The organism is Nocardiopsis sp. ATB16-24, from assembly GCF_030271535.1.
Taxonomy (GTDB): domain Bacteria; phylum Actinomycetota; class Actinomycetes; order Streptosporangiales; family Streptosporangiaceae; genus Nocardiopsis.
Genome location: NZ_JASCXJ010000013.1, coordinates 1 through 17,801 on the forward strand (window position 1 = coordinate 1; position 17,801 = coordinate 17,801).

Genomic DNA, 17,801 nt, shown 5'->3' on the forward strand with positions numbered 1-17,801 from the left:
GCCTTTGACACCCCGCTCGGCCGGGCGGGTCTCCCCGCACGGCTGGGGCCTGCTACCGGGCGCTCCGGCGCTTACCCGGACGGGACTTACACCCGCTGGCCTGACACAGCTTTCAGGACGCACCATGGGGCCACGGTAGCCAAGGAAGGACCCACCGACGTCGCGGTGGTGGGACCTCAGGCCTTCTCCAGGTACTCGGCGCGCTCCTCGGGCAGGAGGATCTCCAGCGCCTCGGCCAGCGGTGGATGACCGGCCAGGTCGGGATCCCGCGCCACGTACGCGACGGCCTCCTCACGCGCCTGACCGATGAGCTCCTCGTCCTTGAGCAGGGTGAGCATGCGCAGGCTGGAGCCGGTTCCCGACTGGGAGGCGCCCAGGACGTCCCCCTCCCGTCGCATCTCCAGGTCCACACGTGAGAGTTCGAACCCGTCGGTGGTCGCCGCCACCGCCGCCAGCCGTTCCCGGGCCGGGGTCCCCTCCTCGGCGTCGGTGACCAGCAGGCACAGCCCCGGCAGCCGTCCCCGGCCCACACGACCGCGGAGTTGGTGCAGTTGCGACACCCCGAAGCGGTCCGCGTCCATGATGACCATCACAGTGGCGTTGGGCACGTCCACGCCCACCTCGATGACGGTGGTGGAGACCACGACGTCGGTCCCTCCCTCCGAGAAACGACGCATCACCGCGTCCTTGTCCTCGGGGGCCATTCGGCCGTGCAACACCTCCACCCGCACGTCGGCCAACGGTCCGCGGGACAGATGTCCGGCCACGTCCAGCACCGCCAGCGGAGGTCGGGCACCGGGGACCTCCTCCTCCGGCCGACCGTCGACCTCCTCCTCCGACGTCCCCGCGGCCTCGTCGCCGATGCGGGGACAGACCACGAACGCCTGACGCCCGGCCGCCACCTCCTCCCGGATCCGTTCCCAGGTCCGTGCCAGGAAGTGCGGTTTCTCGAGCGCGGGCACGACGTGCGTGGAGATCGGGGACCGACCTTCGGGCAACTGGGTGAGCGCGACCACGTCGAGGTCGCCGTAGACGGTCATCGCGACGGTGCGCGGGATGGGGGTCGCGGTCATCACCAGCACGTGCGGGCGCCCGTTCGCGGCCTTCTCCCGCAGGGCGTCGCGCTGCTCCACTCCGAAGCGGTGCTGCTCGTCGACCACCACCAACCCCAGGTCGGCGAAGGTCACGTGCTCCTGGAGCAACGCGTGGGTGCCCACGATGATCCCCGCCGCACCGGAGGCGGCGTCCAGCAGGGCCTCCCTACGGGCCGCGGTGTTCATGGAGCCGGTGAGCAACGCCACCCTCGTGGCGTTCTCGGCCCCGTCGATCTGTCCTGCCCGGCCCAACGCGCCGAGCATGGTGCCGATGGAGCGGTGGTGCTGCTGGGCGAGGACCTCGGTGGGAGCGAGCATGACGGCCTGGCCCCCGGAGTCCACCACCCGCAGCATCGCGCGCAGCGCCACCAAGGTCTTGCCCGCGCCGACGTCGCCCTGGAGCAGGCAGTGCATGGGCCTGGTGGCGTCCAGCCGTTCGGCGAGGTGCTCGCCCACCTCGCGCTGTCCCTCGGTGAGGGTGAAGGGCGACTGCGCGTCGAAGGCGTCGAGGATGCCGCCGACCACACCCGGGCGGGGCTGGGCGGGCAGCTCCTCCGCCCTGCGGCGGCGTCGTGCCAGCGCGAGCTGGAGGACGAAGGCCTCGTCCCACTTCAGACGCCGACGGGCGGCGCCCACGTCGGCCCACTCGGTGGGCCGGTGGATCCGGCGCAGGGCGTCGGCGACGCCGAGGAGCCCGTGCCTTCGCCGGAGCTCCGTCGGCAACGGATCGGAGAGGCTGTCCACGTCGGCCAGGACGACGTCGAGCGTCCGCGCGATGGTCGCGGAGTCCAGGCCCTTGACCGCGGGGTAGACGGGGATGAGCTCGTCGGCGTAGGCCTGGGCCCGCTCCCCCTCGTGTCCGTCCTCGTCGAGGAGCTGGTACTGGGGGTGGTCGAGCTGGCGACGCCCCTTGAAGGTGGAGACCCGACCGGAGAACATGGCCAGCCGTCCGGGGACGAGCGCGTTCTGGTGGTAGGAACCCCGGTTGAAGAACGTCAGGTGCAGGCGGCCGGTGCCGTCGGTGACGACGGCCTCCATCATGTCCATGCGACGGCGTCCCTGGCGGGCCGGCACGGTGCGCCGCTTGGCCTCCAGGACGCGGGCCTGCACGGTGACCTCCTCGCCCTCCCGCAGTTCGGCGAGGTCGGTCAGCTCTCCCCGCCGGTCGTACCTGCGGGGGTAGTAGCGCAGCAGGTCGCCCAGGGTGTGCAGGTCGAGCTTCTCGGCGAGGGCCTTCGCCGTCCTGCCCCTGAGCGGCCCCTTGCCCAGTGGTTCGTCCCAGGTGCTCACGTGATGCTTCCCCGTCTCGGATCGCCGGTCAACGCCACGGTAGTGCTCCGATGCGACGTTCGTGTGCCACCGGTGCGAGAACACGGGGTCCCGGGGCGAACGCCTCGGGGTCTCTCACGGACGCCGGCCGTGCGTCGGCCACGGTGCGTCCGTCCACTCCCGACGGGGGTATACTCGTTGGAGTTCATCGCTCTTCGCCATGCCCGCGTGGTCGGTGCGATGTTCCATGGACACCAGTGCGGTGCTGCGCCGTCGTCCGGCGTCCGTACTGTACGGACATCGGTCAGTGGTCCGGATCGCCGCGTCCGCCCGTGTCCTTCGTGTATTCTTCCACGGTTGGTGTCCTCGCCAACCAGTCCGCCCGACCTCTCCGGTCGATTGAACCTTCGCGTGCGGCGACGTGCGCGATCCCGAGCGCTTGAATGGAGTTACCGTGGCTTCCGTCTGCGACGTCTGCGGCAAGGGACCAGGGTTCGGTAACAGTGTTTCCCACTCGCACCGTCGCACCCGCCGCCGCTGGAACCCCAACATCCAGACCGTCCGCACCCGTGTGGGCGGCACGCCCAAGCGCGTGAACGCCTGCACCTCGTGCATCAAGGCCGGCAAGGTGGACCACCGCTGAGCCGACACCGGCTCTCCTGGATCCTACGAAGGCCTCCGACTCTCGGTCGGAGGCCTTCGTCCTTTCTCGGCCTTCGGCGTCGTCTCGGCTCGTACGGGTTCCTCAGAGTCGGCAGACGTGCCCGTTGAGAGAGCAACGGACCGGAGTCTGCGGTACGCCCATCGCGTCGAAGGTGAGCACCGCCGAGGCACCGGGTTCCAGACGGTCGGCTCCGCCGCCCTGCCGGGCCAGGATGCCGTCCTCGATCTCCTCCCAGACCGCGCCCTCCACGTGGGTGATGCGCGCGGAGTCGAAGGCCAGTGCCAGTTCCCACGCGTCCAGGGCGGTGCGGGAGGTGTTGGTGATGGTGACGTGGCCGGTGAAGCCGTCCGACGTGGACTCCGTGATCCGGTAGACCACCGTGGTGGGCTCCGAACCGGCCTGTGTCTGCGGCCCCGGGAGGCCGTCCCCACCCGCCGCTGAGCCTCCGCGCTCCGGTTCCGTCCGAGGAGAGGCGTCGTGCGTGGGCCGGACCCCGTCCTGGGTCCCGGGCATCTCCGTGTCCTCGGGCGCCCCACCGAACTGGAGGTAGATCTGGGTGGTGCTGTAGCCGAACAGGAGCAGGCCCAGGAGGACTCCGGAGACGACCAGTACGTTGAGCAGTCTCGGCGGTTCGACTCTCTTGGGGACCGTGCTCTCGATGAGGCCGCCGAACCGCCGCAGCGCGCCGGCGTTCTCCGGCTCGCTGCGGTGCGCACCCCGGCGGGAACCACGCCGCCAGCCATGCCGCCCCATAAACCGCCTCTCGAGGTCTCCTTCGCCCTCCACCGTCGCCTGACGTCGCGAGGAGGGCGACCGGACGAGGTATCCGCTCCTGGTGATCCTTCTCGGCCGGTCGCTCGCGGAGAATCCTCAGGGGAGATCGGGGGTCCGCGAGCCGGCCGCTGTTCGCGAAAACGGCGTAGCCGCGTCCGCAAAGCCTAGCGCGAGAGCTAAACAGGACAAATCCAAACAAGCTCAGTTCCGCCGAAAATGGTCCCAGCCTGTATCGACGGATGCTCCTCCGTCGATCGTAACCGGATTTCGCTTTCCACCCGTGCTTTCGTCGCCGGCCTCGGTGACGATTCCCACGCGATACCAGTGGTCGGGCAGAACCGTGTCCGGTGGAAAGGTCGCCACCAGCGCGTGGTCCTCCCCACCGGCGACCATCAGTCCGCGTGCCGCTTCCTCGGCCTCCTCGGGAGCCGCTCCCAGGAGGCGGACCGCCTCCACGAGGGCGGGGGCGGGCCGTAGCGCCTCCGCCTCCAGGTCGATGCGCACCCCGCCGGCCCGGCACACGTGGCCGAGGTCCTGGACGAGTCCGTCACTGACGTCGAGCATGGCCGTGGCCCCGAGCAAGGCGGCCTCCGCCCCCCGCGTGTAGGGCGGGCTGGGGCGGCGGTGCTCGGACAGGCACTCGTCCGGACCCTCCACGCCCTTCTCCAGCAGGGCGAGCCCAGCGGCCGACAATCCGAGACGGCCGGTGTAGGCGACCACGTCGCCCGGTCTGGCACCGCCTCGTAGGACGGGCTCCCGGCCCTGGAGGTCGCCCAGCGCGGTGACGGCGATGGTGAGGGTGTCCGAGGCGACCATGTCCCCGCCCACGACGGTGCCGCCCGCGACCGCGCACTCGTCCCGTACCCCGGCGGTGAAGTCCTCGGCCCAGGCCACCGGAAGGTCGGGCGGCGCGGCCAGGCCGATGAGCAGAACGGTGGGCCGGGCCCCCATCGCCGCGATGTCGGCGAAGTTCTGCGCGACGGCTCGGTGCCCCACGTCCCGGGCGGTGGACCACTCCCGACGGAAGTGGCGTCCCTCGACCAACAGGTCGGTGCTGGCCACCGTTCTGCCGTCCGGGGCGGCGACGACGGCCGCGTCGTCCCCCGGTCCGAGGATTACATCGTCCGTCACGGGGAATTGGCCCGTCACACGTGTGATCAGAGCGAACTCGCCAAGCCCCCCAATGGTGTTATGCACAGGCATCAGGGTACGGTGACGCTCCGGCTCGGTGATCCCGGGTGCGTTCGGCGGACTTCGCCCGACATGCACGGGGCGTGTCCCCGGACCCGCGTTCGCCACCCCTTCGTCGTCGGTCACGTGGTCGCTCCGGTCGGGGCCGCCTCGCGCCCGCTCACATCCACACCCCGCGTACTCGAAGGAGCACCCATGGTGCAGGCCTACATCCTGATCCAGACCGAGGTCGGAAAGGCCGCCGAGGTCGCCCGGCTCATCCGCGACATCGACGGGGTCGAGAAGGCCCACGACGTGACCGGGCCCTACGATGTCATAGTCCAGGCCGGCGCCGACGACATCGACGCGCTGGGGGCGCTCGTGGTCGCCCGGATCCAGCGGCTGAGCGGCATAGCCCGGACCCTCACCTGTCCCATCGTCAACATCTGAGGCGCCATCGCCCGAAAGCGAGGTCCTTCTGTGCTCAGACGGCACGCGGGCGCGGTCGCGATCCTCGCCCTGGTGGCGACCGGTTGCGGTGCCTCGACCGTGCGGATGGAACCTCCGGAGACGGACGCGGCGACGGCCGCGGTCTGCTCCGATCTCGTCTCCGCCCTTCCGGACACGCTGCTCGGCGCCGAGCGTGCGCGGGTACGGCCCGACTCGGAACTGACCGCGGCGTGGGGGGACCCCGCCATCGGTCTGCGCTGCGGAGTGGAACGGCCCGTGGCGTTGACGCCGACCTCCTACCTGGAGGAGGTCAACGGCGTGCCCTGGTTGCCCCAGCCCGAGGACGCTCCCACTCTGTACACGGCGGTGGGCCACGAGGCCTACGTGGAGTTGTCCGTGCCCCCCTCCCACGGAGCGCCCGCCGCCGCGTTGACGACGGTCAGCGACCTGATCTCCGAGCACGTGCCCCCGCTGCCCGACGGAGAACTCTGACCTCGCCCTCCCCCGCCCCGGGTCCGGGCGTGCCCGTCTCCCGACCGACGGCCGCCGTCGTGTGAGGGCGCGTCGAGACGGACGAAGAGGCCCGAGTCCCCATCGCCGGCCGTTCCCTCTTCCCGGGCGCGTCGGGGCACCACCGTGCCGGGAAAAGCGTGTGGGGCCGCCGGCGGACCGGCGGCCCCACGTCCGTGTCGGGGGGACACGGCGAGATCACGGAGGGAGGGAACGGGCGGAAGGCCCCGTCACTCTTCTTCTTCGGTCCCCTCGTCGGCTCCGGCGTCGCCCTGGGGGCCCTCCATGCCCTCGATGTCGCCCATACCTCCGCCGACGAGCATGGCGTCCACCTCCTCGGCCGTCTCCGAGATCTGACCGGAGCAGGAGGCGCCGGGTTCGGGCACGTCGGTACCGCGCTCGTAGAGCCGCACGAAGCGCTGGAGGTTCTCGTCGTCGGCCGTCTCGGCGGTGACCTGCCGGCCCCAACTGGAGGCGACGATCGGAGCGTCCATGTCCCCCTCGTAGGGGGTGACCAGCAGGTAGTCCCCGGGGTTGTACATGTCGTTGAGGGTCTGTACCTGCTCCTCCGGCAGGTCGGGCCGGTAGTTGATCCACACCGCGCCGTGCTCCAGGGAGTGCACCGCGAGTTCGGGTGTCACCGGCTCGGGATAGACCCCACAGTTCTGCCAGGAACTCCAGTGGTCGCCGCCCACGGGCGGGGACTGCTCATAGTCCACCCGCTCTCCCATCTCCACGTGTACGTAGGAGGGGACCTCGAATTCCTGCACTCCCGCGATCGAGCGGCTGCGGAACTCCATGAAGATCAGGAAGGCGAGCAGTCCCACGACCAGGACCACGGCGGTGGTGACGCCGGCGACGGTGAGGACTTTTCGACGCCGTTCCTCTTTGAGTCGTTGCGCCCTCAGCTCGGCTGCGCGGCGGCGGCGCTCCTCCGCCGTCTTCTTCTTGGCCACTGTGTCTCCTGGGGTGGGTAGCGACAAAAGGGACTTACCTATCCTCTACTTTGTCATCACCCTTGTGCGATTCGACCAGGATGGTTCCATGGAACACAAAGACGGCCCCGCTTCCGAAGCCGCCCTCGGCGGCGAGGACGGGCAGGAGCGGGCGGGCGAGGGGACACCGCACGACGGCATTCCGGAGGCGGGGGGCTCTTCACCTCGCGCACCACGGCGGTCGGTGCCCATGTGGACCGCCGTGGTCCTGGTCGTGTTGGCCTTGGGGGTCGGTTATCTGTCGGGGCGCCCCTCCTACCCCCTGGACACCGGCCCCGACGCGGGGTTCCTGCGCGACATGAGCGCACACCACGCCCAGGCGGTGGACATGTCGATGATCATCCTGGAGAAGACCGAGGACCCCGAACTGCACACGGTGGCCACCGACATGGCTCTCACCCAACAGGGCCAGATCGGGATCATGCAGGCGTGGCTGGCGGCCTGGGACCTGAACTCGCGCGGCACGAAGCCTCCGATGGCGTGGATGGAGGGCCATGACCACGGCGGCGGTGGAGGAGGGGTCCCCGACGCCATGCCGGGACTGGCCTCGCCCGAGGAGATGGAGGCCCTGGAGGAGGCCGAGGGGGTGGAAGCCGAGCTTCTCTTCCTGGAACTGATGATCGCCCACCACGAGGGCGGCATCGACATGGCCGTGGCCGAGGTGGAGTTCGGCAAGGAGGAGAAGGTCGTCGACCTCGCGCAGAAGATGATCAACGGCCAACAGACCGAGGTGGACTGGATGGAGAAGCTGATCGACAAGCGTAGGGACGCTTCGGACCCCTGAGCCGCTCGCATGGCCACCGTCGCCATGCCCGGAGCCGGCCGACCGCCGCACCCTGACGAAGGCGCGTCCTGCGGGGCGCGCCTTCGTCGTGTGCGCGGTGTCCCACCGCGGCGTCCCGACGGCGCCGTTCCGCCGTCGTCGGGGGTGTGCGCGAGAGCACAGGACCGGGTCCGGCGGCGCGTCCGTGGACGGATCGCACCGGATCCTTCCAGGTGGCGGGCGTCGGCGTGGGCGCGGCGCCCCACTGCGAACGCCCGGGTGAGGATTGCGCCACCCCCTGGGGAGACGCGGAGAACACCCTTTTTCGCGGGGGCGGCCACTAATACGACACGACGTAGCACTACAGTGTGTAGTACTACAGGCGGTCGGTCCCTGAGAGGCGGGTATGGAAGCCCTTGAACTCGCGCGGTGGCAGTTCGGTGTCACCACGATCTACCACTTCCTCTTCGTGCCCCTGACGATCGGGCTGTCCTTCATCGTGGCCGTGCTTCAGACTCTCTGGCACCGCACCGGCAGGCACGAGTACCTCCAGGCCACCCAGTTCTTCGGCAAACTGTTCCTGATCAACTTCGCCATGGGGGTGGTCACGGGCATCGTGCAGGAGTTCCAGTTCGGCATGAACTGGAGCGAGTACTCCCGCTTCGTCGGCGACGTCTTCGGCGCTCCGCTGGCGATGGAGGCCCTGCTCGCCTTCTTCCTGGAGTCCACCTTCATCGGCCTGTGGATCTTCGGCTGGCACCGTCTTCCCCGCGCCGTGCACCTGGCCTGCATCTGGCTGGTCGCCATCGGCACCAACCTCTCGGCGTACTTCATCCTCGCCGCCAACGCCTGGATGCGGCACCCGGTCGGCTACACGGTCAACGAGGAGACCGGTCGCGCCGAGCTCACCGACATCTGGGCGGTCCTGAGCAACGACCAGGCCTGGTCCACCTACCTGCACACCGTCTCGGCCGCCTTCGTCACCGCAGGCCTGTTCGTGGTCGCGGTCAGCGCCTACAAGCTCTGGCGCAACAGCCACCACAACGACACCGGCGTGGTCGGAGTCACCCCTCCCGAGCGCGACTTCGCCCTGTTCCGCAGAGCCCTCAAGGTCGGCCTGGTCTTCACCCTGGCCGCCGGCATGCTGACGGTCTTCTCCGGAGACCACCAGGCCAAGCTCGCCGCCGAGTACGAGCCCATGAAGCTCGCCGCGGCCGAGGCCCTGTGGGACACCGAGGAGGGCGCGGCCTTCTCCGCCCTGGCCGTCGGCGACACCGAGGAGCGCTACAACCCCATCGACATCACCGTCCCCCACGTGCTCAGCTTCCTGGCCACGGGCGAGTTCGACGGCCAGGTGCACGGAATGAACAACCTTCAGGAGGCCTACGAGGAGTACTACGGCCCCGGAGACTACATCCCCAACGTGTTCGTCGTGTACTGGTCCTTCCGCCTGATGATGGGCCTCGGCGGCTTCGGCATCGCGGTCGCCGCGCTGGGTCTCTACCTCACCCGGGGCAGGGAGCGCATGCCGACCGGTCGGTGGTTCTACTACGGGGCGATGCTCGCCCTGCCCGCGGCGCTGGCCGCCAACATCTTCGGCTGGATCCTCACCGAGATGGGCCGTCAGCCCTGGACCGTGCACGGTGAGCTGCTCACCGCGGCCAGCGTCTCCCCGGGCGTGGACCTGGGCACCGTCGCGATGAGCCTGGCCGGGTTCACCGCCGTGTACGGAGTGCTCTTCGTCATCGAGGTCGGACTGTTGTTCAAGTACATCAAGGCCGGTCCCTCCCATCTCGTCCCCGACCTGCAAAAGGACGAGGACGAGTCCAAGATCCCGCACTTCAGCTACTAGGAGCCAAGGACCATGGATCTGGCCGTCATCTGGTTCATCGCCATCGCGGTCCTGTGGACCGGGTACTTCGTCCTGGAGGGGTTCGACTTCGGGGTCGGCACGCTCATGCCGTTCATGGGCCGGCGCGACTCCGTGGACCGTCGGGTCGCCATCAACTCCATCGGGCCGGTCTGGGACGCCAACGAGGTGTGGCTGATCACCGCGATCGGCGCCATGTTCGCCGCCTTCCCCGCCTGGTACGCCTCCACGCTCAGCGGGTTCTACGCCCCCCTGTTCCTCGTCCTCGTCGCACTCATCCTGCGCGGAGTGGCCTTCGAGTACCGGGGCAAGCGGGACGACTCCACCTGGCGTGCCCGCTGGGACCTGGCGATCTTCGTGGGCAGCACCGTGCCCGCCTTCCTGTGGGGCGTGGTGTTCGCCAACCTCCTTCGAGGCGTGGCCATGAACGCCGACCACGTCGTCACCGCCTCGGTCATGGACCTGTTCAACCCCTACGCCCTGTTCGGCGGGGTGACGACGCTGTCACTGTTCACCCTGCACGGGGCCGTCTTCCTGACCCTCAAGACCGACGGGCCGGTGCGGGTACGCGCACGCCGGGCCGCCCTGTGGACCGCGTGCGTCGCGGTCCCCTCCACCGCGCTGTTCCTGGCATGGACCCAGTACGCGCACGGAGGCGGGGCGCGGACCCTACCGCTCGTCCTCATCGCCGCCGCGGCCCTGGTGGGTGGGGTCGCGGCGGCCTGGCGACACCGCGAGGGCTGGTCGTTCACCTGCACGGCCGTGGCCGTCCTGGCGATGTTCGCGGCGGTGTTCGCCTCGCTGTTCCCCGACGTGCTGCCGTCGACCACCGACCCGGCGTTCGGACTGACCGTCGCCAACGCCTCCTCCGCCGAGTACACGCTCACCGTGATGACGTGGGTGGCGGTGGTGTTCCTGCCCCTGGTACTGCTCTACCAGGGATGGAGCTACTGGGTGTTCCGGCAGAGGGTGAGCGGGAAGACCGTGACCGGGGAGACCGTGACCGAGCGGACTCCCACCCTGCCGGAGGAGGACCACAGGCGTCCCGAACCCGCCGCGTGAGGCGACGCGGACGCCTGGTCGGGCGTCCGCCCCGAAGCCGCCGCCCGACCGCCCCGGTCCCGTCACCGTACGGGCGCCGACCGTTCCGGGTGCCCCGGCACCCGGCCGAGACGACGTCGTGAGGTCCCACTCCCATGAAGCCGCTTGACCCGCGCCTGGTGCGCACCGCCGGTGCGGTGCGCACCCATCTGGCGATCTCCGTGGCCGGCGGAGTGCTCATCACGGGGCTCATCCTGCTCCAGGCCTGGCTGCTCGCCCGTGCCATCAGCGGTGCCTGGCGGGGCGAGGGGATGGACACCCTGGGGTGGGTGATCGGCGCGGTCGCGGTCGTCGCCGTGGCCCGGGCGCTGTTGTCCTACGTGGAGGAGACCTCCGCTCTGCACAGCGCGGCGCGCACCAAATCGCAACTGCGCCGCCGTCTGGTGGCGCACGTGACCGGATCGGGCAAGGTGTGGACGGCCGAACCGGGCTCCGGCCCCGAGGGGGAGTCGCCCAGGGCCGGCGAGCTCGTCACCCTGGCCACCCGGGGTCTGGACGCGCTCGACGACTACTTCGCCCGCTATCTGCCCCAACTGGTCCTGGCCGCGATCGTGCCGCTCGCCGTGCTGATCGTGGTGTTCTGGGCCGACTGGATCTCGGGGATCGTCATCCTGGTGACGCTGCCGTTGATCCCGATCTTCATGGCGCTGATCGGCATGCACACGCAGCAGCGCACCGAACGGCAGTGGCGGCTGCTGAGCCGCCTGGGCGGGCACTTCCTCGACGTCATGGAGGGGCTGCCGACCCTGGCCGTGTTCCGTCGGGCCAAGGTTCAGGCGTCGATCCTGCGCAAGGTGGGTGACGATCACCGCAGGGCGACGATGGGGACCTTGCGGATCGCCTTCCTGTCGGCGTTCGCCCTGGAACTGTTGGCGACCTTGGCCGTGGCGTTGGTGGCGGTCGAGGTGGGACTGCGCCTGCTGGGCGGCCACATGGACTACCAGACGGCGCTGCTGGTACTCATCCTGGCCCCGGAGGCCTATCTGCCGTTGCGCGAGGTGGGCTCCCGCTTCCACGCGAGCATGGAGGGCGTGGCGGCGGCCGACCAGGTCTTCGCCGAGCTGGAGCGCGGGTACGAGGCCCCCGTGCGTCGCGACACCGGGACCGAGGACGAGGGTCCCATGGTGACCGGTGGGCGTCGGAACGAGGAGCCCCCTCCCCCGCCCACCGGACGGCCCTCCCCCGCCACCGGCGGTGACATTCGTTTCGAGGGTGTGGAGATGCTCTATCCCGGGCGGGACGTCCCCGCCCTGGCCGGATTGGACCTTGAGGTCCGGTCCGGGGAACACGTGTTGCTGACCGGCCCCAGCGGCGCGGGCAAGTCAACCCTGGTGTCGTTGCTGCTGCGCCTGAACGAGCCCACGCGGGGCGGGATCAGCGTGCGCGCTCCGGGAGGAGGGTGGGAGCCCCTGGAGACGATCCCCGCCGACGACTGGCGACTCGGCCTGGCCTGGGTGCCCCAGCATCCCTATCTGTTCGACGTGTCCGTGGCCGACAACATCCGGTTGGGGGCCCCGGAGGCGTCCATGGAGCGGGTGCGCGAAGCGGCCCGGATGGCCGAGGCCGACGCGTTCGTCTCCGCGCTTCCGGAAGGGTACCTCACTCGACTCGGCGAGCGCGGTGCCCGGCTCTCGGCCGGGCAGCGGCAGCGGATCGCCCTGGCGCGGGCGATGTGCCGCGACGCCCCTCTCGTCCTGCTGGACGAACCCACCGCCCACCTGGACCCGGAGAACGCCGCCGCGGTCCGCACCGCCGTGGCCCGGCTCCTGGTGGGGCGGACCGGGATCATCGTCGCCCATGACACCGGCTGGGCCCGTGAGGTCTTCGGGGGCACCCTGAGGACCGTGTCGCTCGCACCGCCGACCCGGGAGGGGAGCCCGTCGTGACAAGTTCCGACACCACCGTTTCCACCGACCCTCTCCAGGTTCCCGAGCACGAGCGTCGTCGTGATCCGCTGCGGAGGATGATCTCCCTGGCATGGCCGCGTGGTGGCCGGTTCGCGCTGGGGGTGCTCCTGGGAGCGGCGGCGACGGGCGCGGGTGTGGCCCTGTTGGGTCTGGCGGCGTGGATGCTGGCCACCGCGGCGGACCACCCTCCGATCACCGCCCTGGGTGTGGCCGTGGTGGCCACGCGCGCCTTGGGGGTCGGCCGGGGTGTGGCCCGTTATCTGGAACGGCTGGTCACCCACGACGCGGCGTTCCGCACACTGGCCGAGGTGCGGGTACGGGTCTACGAACGCCTGGCCGCCACCGAGCCCTTCGGCCGTTTCCGCTCCGGAGACCTGGTCTCCCGGCTGGTCAACGACACCGAGGCCACCCTCGACCTCCTGGTGCGCGGACTCACGCCTCCCCTGATCTCGGTGGTCACCGGAGGGGCCACGGTCCTGTTCCTGACCGTGCTCTACGTCCCGGGCGGCCTTCTGTTGGCCGCGGGACTCCTCCTGGCCGGGCTCGCCGTGCCCCTGGCCGCCGCCGCGCTGAGTCGGGCGCCGGGCGAACGCCAGGCCAAGGCACGCGGGGAACTGTCGACGGCCCTGGTGGACACCCTGCACGGTGCGCCCGACCTGGTGGCCTACGGCGCCATGGAGCGACAGGTGGAGCGGGTCGACGCGGCCGACGCCGAACTGACCAGGGTGGCGCGCAGGGACTCCACGCTGCTGGGCCTGGGGGCCGGGGCGAGCGCGCTGATCACCGGCCTGACCGTGTGGGGGTCCCTGTTCCTGGGTGTGGCCGCGGTGGAGGGCGGCGCCCTGGACGCGGTCTCCCTGGCCGTCCTGGTCCTGACCACGTTGGCGGCCTTCGAGATCGTCGCGCCACTACCGGCGGTGGCGGCCAGGCTGGGCTCGATCCGGGCCGGTGGCGCCCGCCTGTTCGGGGTCCTGGACACCCCCGCCGCGATCGCTCCACCGACCCGCACGGGCCTGGACGCCGAGGGCGGGACGGTCCGTGTGCGGGACCTGCGGGTGCGGTACGGGCCCGAGGAGCCGTGGGCGCTGGACGGGGTGGACCTGGAGATCCCCGCCGGGTGGACCGTGGCGGTGATCGGTCCCAGCGGTGCGGGCAAGAGCACGCTGGCCTCGGTACTGCTGCGGTTCCGTGACCCCGACGGGGGCCGTGTGGAGATCGGCGGGGAGGACATCACGGCGTATCCGTCGGACGAGGTGCGTGGCGTGGTCTCGGGTGTACCACAGGACCCGCACGTGTTCGCGTCGACGCTGCGGGAGAACCTGCGTCTGGCCCGGCCCGGGGCGCGGGACGCCGAACTGTGGGAGGCGCTGCGGCGGGTGCGCCTGGCCGATGAGGTGGCGGCGATGCCGCGCGGAATCGACACCCGGGTGGGCACGCACGGCCTGGGGCTGAGCGGTGGGATGGTGCAGCGCCTGGCGCTGGCCCGGGCCGTGCTGGCGGCCCCGCGGGTGCTCGTGCTGGACGAGCCGACCGCCCACCTGGACCCCGACACCCGCGATGCGGTGGTGGAGGACCTGTTGGCCGCGGCCGAGGGTTTCTCCACCCTGTTGATCACGCACGACCTGACGGGTCTGGACCGGGTGGACCGTATCTACGTGGTGCGTGACGGACGGGTGCTCCAGGAGGGGACGCACGAGGAACTGTCCCACCAGGAGGGGTGGTACCGCGACGTCCTGACGGGCTGAGGGCCGTCGCCCGAAGGGTCGACCGTCAAGGGCACGCGCACCGGCGCCGCGTGCGATCCCCCGGTGGCGCGGTGCCGGGAACCGGCCGTCCTGGGGCAGGGTGTGTGCACCCGCCCCAGATGCCTTAGTGTTCCCTCGTGGCCAATCCTGTTCGCGAATTCCTCGGCGGCGTCGGCACCCTGTTGCGCGGCTTCGCTCTGCTGCTGCGCAGACCCCGCCTTTTCCTGCTCGGTGCCCTGCCCGCGCTGATCACGTCACTGATGTTCCTGGTGATTCTGGTGATCCTGGTGGTGAACCTCACCGACCTGGCGGGCTGGGCCACTCCCTTCGCCGAGGGATGGGATCCCGTCTGGCGGGGCCTGGTACGCGGCGCGGTGTCCGTCGCCCTGCTGGCCGGAACGGTCCTGCTGATGGTCGTGGCCTTCACGACGGTCACTCTGACACTCGGTTCACCGATCTACGACAAGATCACCGACCTGGTGGAAGAGGAACTGGGCGACGCGCCCGAGGGTCCGGACGAGTCGCTGATGGCCTCGTTCCTGCGGTCGGTCCGCCAATCGCTGGCGATCGTGGCGGCGTCCCTGCTGGTGACGGTGGCGGTGTTCGCCATCGGCTTCGTCCCCCTGGCCGGTCAGGTGATCGGCCCGGTGCTGGCGGCCCTGATGGGCGGATGGCTGCTGGCGATCGAACTGGTGGCGGGGGCCTTCGACCGCCGAGGCATGCTGTCCCTGCGCGAGCGGCACCGGCACATGGGCACGAGGCGGATGCGGGTGCTGGGGTTCGCGGTGCCGACGTACTTCCTGTTGGCGATCCCGTTCGTGGCGGTCGCGGTGTTCCCCGCCGCCACCGCGGGCGGGGCGATCCTCACGCGCGATCTGCTCCCCACCTCGCCGAGGGGCCCTCAGGACGCGGCACCCGACCCCGGCGGAACGGTCCCAGGTGGACCGGCCCCGGGCGACCCCCGCCCCTGACCCCCACCACGGGCCGACGGAGGGGCGGGAGCGCCGCGGTCCCCTCTGAGAGGGGCCGTCGAGCCTCGGGCGACGGACGGCCGTACGGCCGTCCCCGCGTCGGCCGCTACCTCAGGCCCGGCGAGCGGCGCAGCGCCGTGGAGATCATCCGCTCCACGAGCTCGGCGTAGTCCACTCCGCTGGCGTTCCACATCTGGGGGAACGCCGAAGCCGGGGTGAAACCGGGCATGGTGTTCAGCTCGTTGACGAGGATGTCACCGCTGTCGGTGTAGAAGAAGTCCACCCGGGCCAGGCCCTCACAGCCCATCGCCTCGAAGACGTCGGCCGCCATCGCGCGCAGACGGGCCGTGGCCTCCTCCGGGATCCGGGCCGGGATGGTCAGGCTGCTCGTGGACAGGTACTTGGCCTCGAAGTCGTAGAACTCGAAGCCCTCGGCCACGTGGATCTCCGCCGGGAGCGACACCTCGGGCACCCCGCCGTCCTCGGCCTCCAGCACACCGCACTCGATCTCCCGGCCCACGACCCGCGCCTCCACCAGCACCTTCGGGTCGTGTTCCCGGGCGGCCTCCACGGCGGCGACCACGGCGTCGGTGTCGGAGGAGTCGTTCACCTTGCTGATGCCCACACTGCTGCCGGCACGGGCGGGCTTGACGAACACGGTGTCGCCCAGTTCGGCGATGTCGTCCAACACCTTCTTGCGCTCGTTGCGCCACTGGCGGTCGGTGATGGGAACGTAGTCGCTGGTGGGGATGCCGTTGCCGCGCAGCATGGCCTTCATGAAGACCTTGTCCATGGAGGCGGCGCTGGAGAAGACCCCGGCGCCCGCGTACCGCACGCCCATCATCTCGAACAGGCCCTGGATGGTGCCGTCCTCACCGAAGGGGCCGTGCAACAGCGGCAGCACGACGTCGACGCCGGCCAGACGCTCGGGACCCTTCCCGGGGTCGACCACGATCAGTTCGCCCGCCCTGTCGAAGGGCAGCGCCAGGTCCGCGCCATCCTCGGGCACCGACGGCAAGGACCCGCCGGCGGAGTCGAGGCGCAGCCGTTCGGGGTCACCGGAGGTGAGCACCCAGTTGCCCGTGCGGGTGACACCGACCGGCACGACCTCATAGCGGTCGCGGTCGATGACGGACAGCACGCTGCCCGCGGTGACGCAGGAGATCTCGTGTTCGGAACTGCGTCCGCCGAAGACGACGGCGACCCGAATCTTTCGCTGTTCGGACGACATGCTGCCCTACCTTTGGATGGAACCGGAACGCAAAAAGTGACCCGCCACGGGGCGGTCCTGCCCGTCGAGAGCTGCCAGGGCGTCCTCGATGAGGTCCTGGGGGTCCTCCAACCCGATGGAGAACCGCACCGCGCCCGGTGAGACGCCCGCCGCGGCCAACGCCTCCTCACTCATGTTGCGGTGCGAGGTGGAGGCCACGTGCCCGGCCAGCGTGTGCGTACCGCCCAGCGAGGCGGCCAGGGTCGCCACCCGCAGCCGGTCGGCGAAGGCCGTCCCGCTCTCCCTCCCCCCGCGTGGATGCACGGTCACGACCGCTCCGTGACGGCCCTGGTCGAAGAGCTTGTCCGCCAACGCCGCCTGCGGGTGCGACTCCAGGGAGGGGTGGTCGACCCGTTCCACCGCGGGGTGGCCCTCCAGCGCCGCCGCGAAGGCCGCCGCGGTCTCGCACTGGCGCGCCATCCTCAGCGGCAGGGTCTCCAGTCCCCTGTGCAGCATGTAGGCCTCGTCGGGGGCCAGGCAGGGTCCCAGGTCCACCCGGGCCGAACGGATGCGCTCGGTCAACGTCTCGCGCGCCACGGACACACCGCCCGTGGCGTCACTGTGCCCGCCGATGTACTTGGTGGCCGAGTGCACGACCACGTCGGCCCCGTGCTCCAGGGGACGGCACACAGCCGGGGAGGCGAACGTGGAGTCCACGACCAGGACCGCCCCCGCCGCATGGGCGATCTGCGCCAGCCCGGGCAGGTCGGAGACGGTCATGGTGGGGTTGGAGAGCGTCTCGGTGAACACCATCCGGGTCTTGGGCCCCACCGCGGCGCGCACCGCGTCCAGGTCGGTGATGTCCACGAAGTCGGTGCGCACCCCGAACCGGCGCAGCAGTCCGTCCAGCAGCGAGTGGGTGTTGCCGTAGATGGAGCGGGCCGCCACCACGTGGGCACCCGCCTCGGTCAACGCCATGAACACCGTGCTGAGCGCCCCCATGCCCGAGGCGAAGGCCTGTCCGCGCACCGGCTCCGACAGTCCGGCCCCCTCCGACGCCGCCACCGCTTCGGCGAAGGCGTCGGCGGTGGGGTTGTCGATGCGGGCGTAGGAGTAACCCTCCCGAGCACCCGCGAGCACGTCCGCGTACTCCCGGGAGGTGTCGAAGGAGTAGGTGGTCGCCCGGTGGACGGGCATGCGCATGGGACGCCCGGTGAGGGTCGGGGGCTCGGGGAGGGAGAGTGCCCGGGTGTGCTCGCCCCTGCCGTCCGCTTCCGGGGCGCCGCCTGGTGTGTGTGACATCGTGCT

At 70.7% G+C, this 17,801-nt stretch carries 15 protein-coding genes; 9 read left to right on the forward strand and 6 right to left on the reverse strand.

The window, feature by feature from the left end; all coding sequences use genetic code 11:
- Positions 1 to 176: 176 nt before the first annotated feature.
- A complete protein-coding gene (recG, locus tag PFX91_RS15020) occupies positions 177 to 2,384 on the reverse strand; it encodes an ATP-dependent DNA helicase RecG (RefSeq protein WP_285732326.1) in 2,208 nt (735 codons plus the stop codon).
- Between the two features lie 433 nt (positions 2,385 to 2,817).
- On the opposite strand from recG, the gene rpmB reads away from it, so the two are divergent.
- Entirely contained in the window at positions 2,818 to 3,006 is a 189-nt protein-coding gene (gene rpmB / locus PFX91_RS15025) for a 50S ribosomal protein L28 (RefSeq protein ID WP_285732328.1), read from the forward strand.
- 102 nt (positions 3,007 to 3,108) lie between these two features.
- On the opposite strand, the gene PFX91_RS15030 is transcribed toward rpmB, so the two are convergent.
- Both PFX91_RS15030 and PFX91_RS15035 read right to left on the reverse strand, forming a co-directional pair.
- Complete coding sequence (locus PFX91_RS15030; RefSeq protein WP_285732330.1) at positions 3,109 to 3,780, reverse strand: cellulose binding domain-containing protein; 672 nt, start codon at positions 3,778 to 3,780, stop codon at positions 3,109 to 3,111.
- Positions 3,781 to 4,002: 222 nt separating this feature from the next.
- Positions 4,003 to 4,998 (reverse strand): thiamine-phosphate kinase, encoded by a 996-nt coding sequence (locus PFX91_RS15035; protein ID WP_285732332.1) that lies wholly within the window; start codon positions 4,996 to 4,998, stop codon positions 4,003 to 4,005.
- Positions 4,999 to 5,187: 189 nt separating this feature from the next.
- Here PFX91_RS15035 and PFX91_RS15040 point away from each other — a divergent pair, with 189 nt between their 5' ends.
- Together PFX91_RS15040 and PFX91_RS15045 are read left to right on the forward strand one after the other, a co-directional pair.
- Positions 5,188 to 5,421, forward strand: a complete 234-nt coding sequence (locus PFX91_RS15040) for an Lrp/AsnC family transcriptional regulator (protein ID WP_285732334.1) — start codon at positions 5,188 to 5,190, stop codon at positions 5,419 to 5,421.
- Positions 5,422 to 5,451: 30 nt separating this feature from the next.
- Entirely contained in the window at positions 5,452 to 5,913 is a 462-nt protein-coding gene (locus PFX91_RS15045) for a DUF3515 domain-containing protein (protein WP_285732335.1), read from the forward strand.
- Positions 5,914 to 6,161: 248 nt separating this feature from the next.
- Here PFX91_RS15045 and PFX91_RS15050 read toward each other — a convergent pair whose 3' ends face one another.
- On the reverse strand, positions 6,162 to 6,887 hold the full coding sequence (locus PFX91_RS15050; protein ID WP_285732338.1) for a thioredoxin-like domain-containing protein: 726 nt from the start codon (positions 6,885 to 6,887) through the stop codon (positions 6,162 to 6,164).
- Positions 6,888 to 6,975: 88 nt separating this feature from the next.
- On the opposite strand from PFX91_RS15050, the gene PFX91_RS15055 reads away from it, so the two are divergent.
- From PFX91_RS15055 to PFX91_RS15080, 6 genes are all read left to right on the forward strand, one after another.
- Entirely contained in the window at positions 6,976 to 7,710 is a 735-nt protein-coding gene (locus PFX91_RS15055; RefSeq protein ID WP_285732339.1) for a DUF305 domain-containing protein, read from the forward strand.
- Positions 7,711 to 8,095: 385 nt separating this feature from the next.
- Positions 8,096 to 9,541, forward strand: a complete 1,446-nt coding sequence (locus tag PFX91_RS15060; RefSeq protein WP_285732341.1) for a cytochrome ubiquinol oxidase subunit I — start codon at positions 8,096 to 8,098, stop codon at positions 9,539 to 9,541.
- Positions 9,542 to 9,553: 12 nt separating this feature from the next.
- Positions 9,554 to 10,621: a cytochrome d ubiquinol oxidase subunit II gene (gene cydB, locus PFX91_RS15065; RefSeq protein ID WP_285732343.1), complete on the forward strand. Its 1,068-nt coding sequence runs from the start codon at positions 9,554 to 9,556 to the stop codon at positions 10,619 to 10,621.
- 134 nt (positions 10,622 to 10,755) lie between these two features.
- Positions 10,756 to 12,546 (forward strand): thiol reductant ABC exporter subunit CydD, encoded by a 1,791-nt coding sequence (cydD, locus tag PFX91_RS15070; protein ID WP_285732345.1) that lies wholly within the window; start codon positions 10,756 to 10,758, stop codon positions 12,544 to 12,546.
- A 77-nt stretch (positions 12,547 to 12,623) separates the two neighbouring features.
- Complete coding sequence (gene cydC, locus PFX91_RS15075) at positions 12,624 to 14,312, forward strand: thiol reductant ABC exporter subunit CydC (protein ID WP_285732552.1); 1,689 nt, start codon at positions 12,624 to 12,626, stop codon at positions 14,310 to 14,312.
- A gap of 137 nt (positions 14,313 to 14,449) precedes the next feature.
- Entirely contained in the window at positions 14,450 to 15,283 is an 834-nt protein-coding gene (locus tag PFX91_RS15080; protein WP_285732348.1) for an EI24 domain-containing protein, read from the forward strand.
- Positions 15,284 to 15,389: 106 nt separating this feature from the next.
- Here PFX91_RS15080 and PFX91_RS15085 read toward each other — a convergent pair whose 3' ends face one another.
- Both PFX91_RS15085 and PFX91_RS15090 read right to left on the reverse strand, forming a co-directional pair.
- Positions 15,390 to 16,514, reverse strand: coding sequence for a D-alanine--D-alanine ligase family protein (locus PFX91_RS15085; RefSeq protein WP_285732350.1), 1,125 nt, complete (start codon positions 16,512 to 16,514; stop codon positions 15,390 to 15,392).
- A gap of 6 nt (positions 16,515 to 16,520) precedes the next feature.
- Entirely contained in the window at positions 16,521 to 17,795 is a 1,275-nt protein-coding gene (locus PFX91_RS15090) for a trans-sulfuration enzyme family protein (RefSeq protein ID WP_285732352.1), read from the reverse strand.
- Between the last annotated feature and the right edge of the window lie 6 nt (positions 17,796 to 17,801).

Coding starts and splice junctions, on each gene's coding strand:
- PFX91_RS15085 (WP_285732350.1), bottom strand. CDS start 16,514: ATGTCGTCCGAACAGCGAAAGATTCGGGTCGCCGTCGTCTTCGGCGGA.
- PFX91_RS15090 (WP_285732352.1), bottom strand. CDS start 17,795: ATGTCACACACACCAGGCGGCGCCCCGGAAGCGGACGGCAGGGGCGAG.
- PFX91_RS15030 (WP_285732330.1), bottom strand. CDS start 3,780: ATGGGGCGGCATGGCTGGCGGCGTGGTTCCCGCCGGGGTGCGCACCGC.
- cydD (WP_285732345.1), top strand. CDS start 10,756: ATGAAGCCGCTTGACCCGCGCCTGGTGCGCACCGCCGGTGCGGTGCGC.
- PFX91_RS15055 (WP_285732339.1), top strand. CDS start 6,976: ATGGAACACAAAGACGGCCCCGCTTCCGAAGCCGCCCTCGGCGGCGAG.
- PFX91_RS15060 (WP_285732341.1), top strand. CDS start 8,096: ATGGAAGCCCTTGAACTCGCGCGGTGGCAGTTCGGTGTCACCACGATC.
- cydC (WP_285732552.1), top strand. CDS start 12,624: ATGATCTCCCTGGCATGGCCGCGTGGTGGCCGGTTCGCGCTGGGGGTG.
- cydB (WP_285732343.1), top strand. CDS start 9,554: ATGGATCTGGCCGTCATCTGGTTCATCGCCATCGCGGTCCTGTGGACC.
- PFX91_RS15040 (WP_285732334.1), top strand. CDS start 5,188: ATGGTGCAGGCCTACATCCTGATCCAGACCGAGGTCGGAAAGGCCGCC.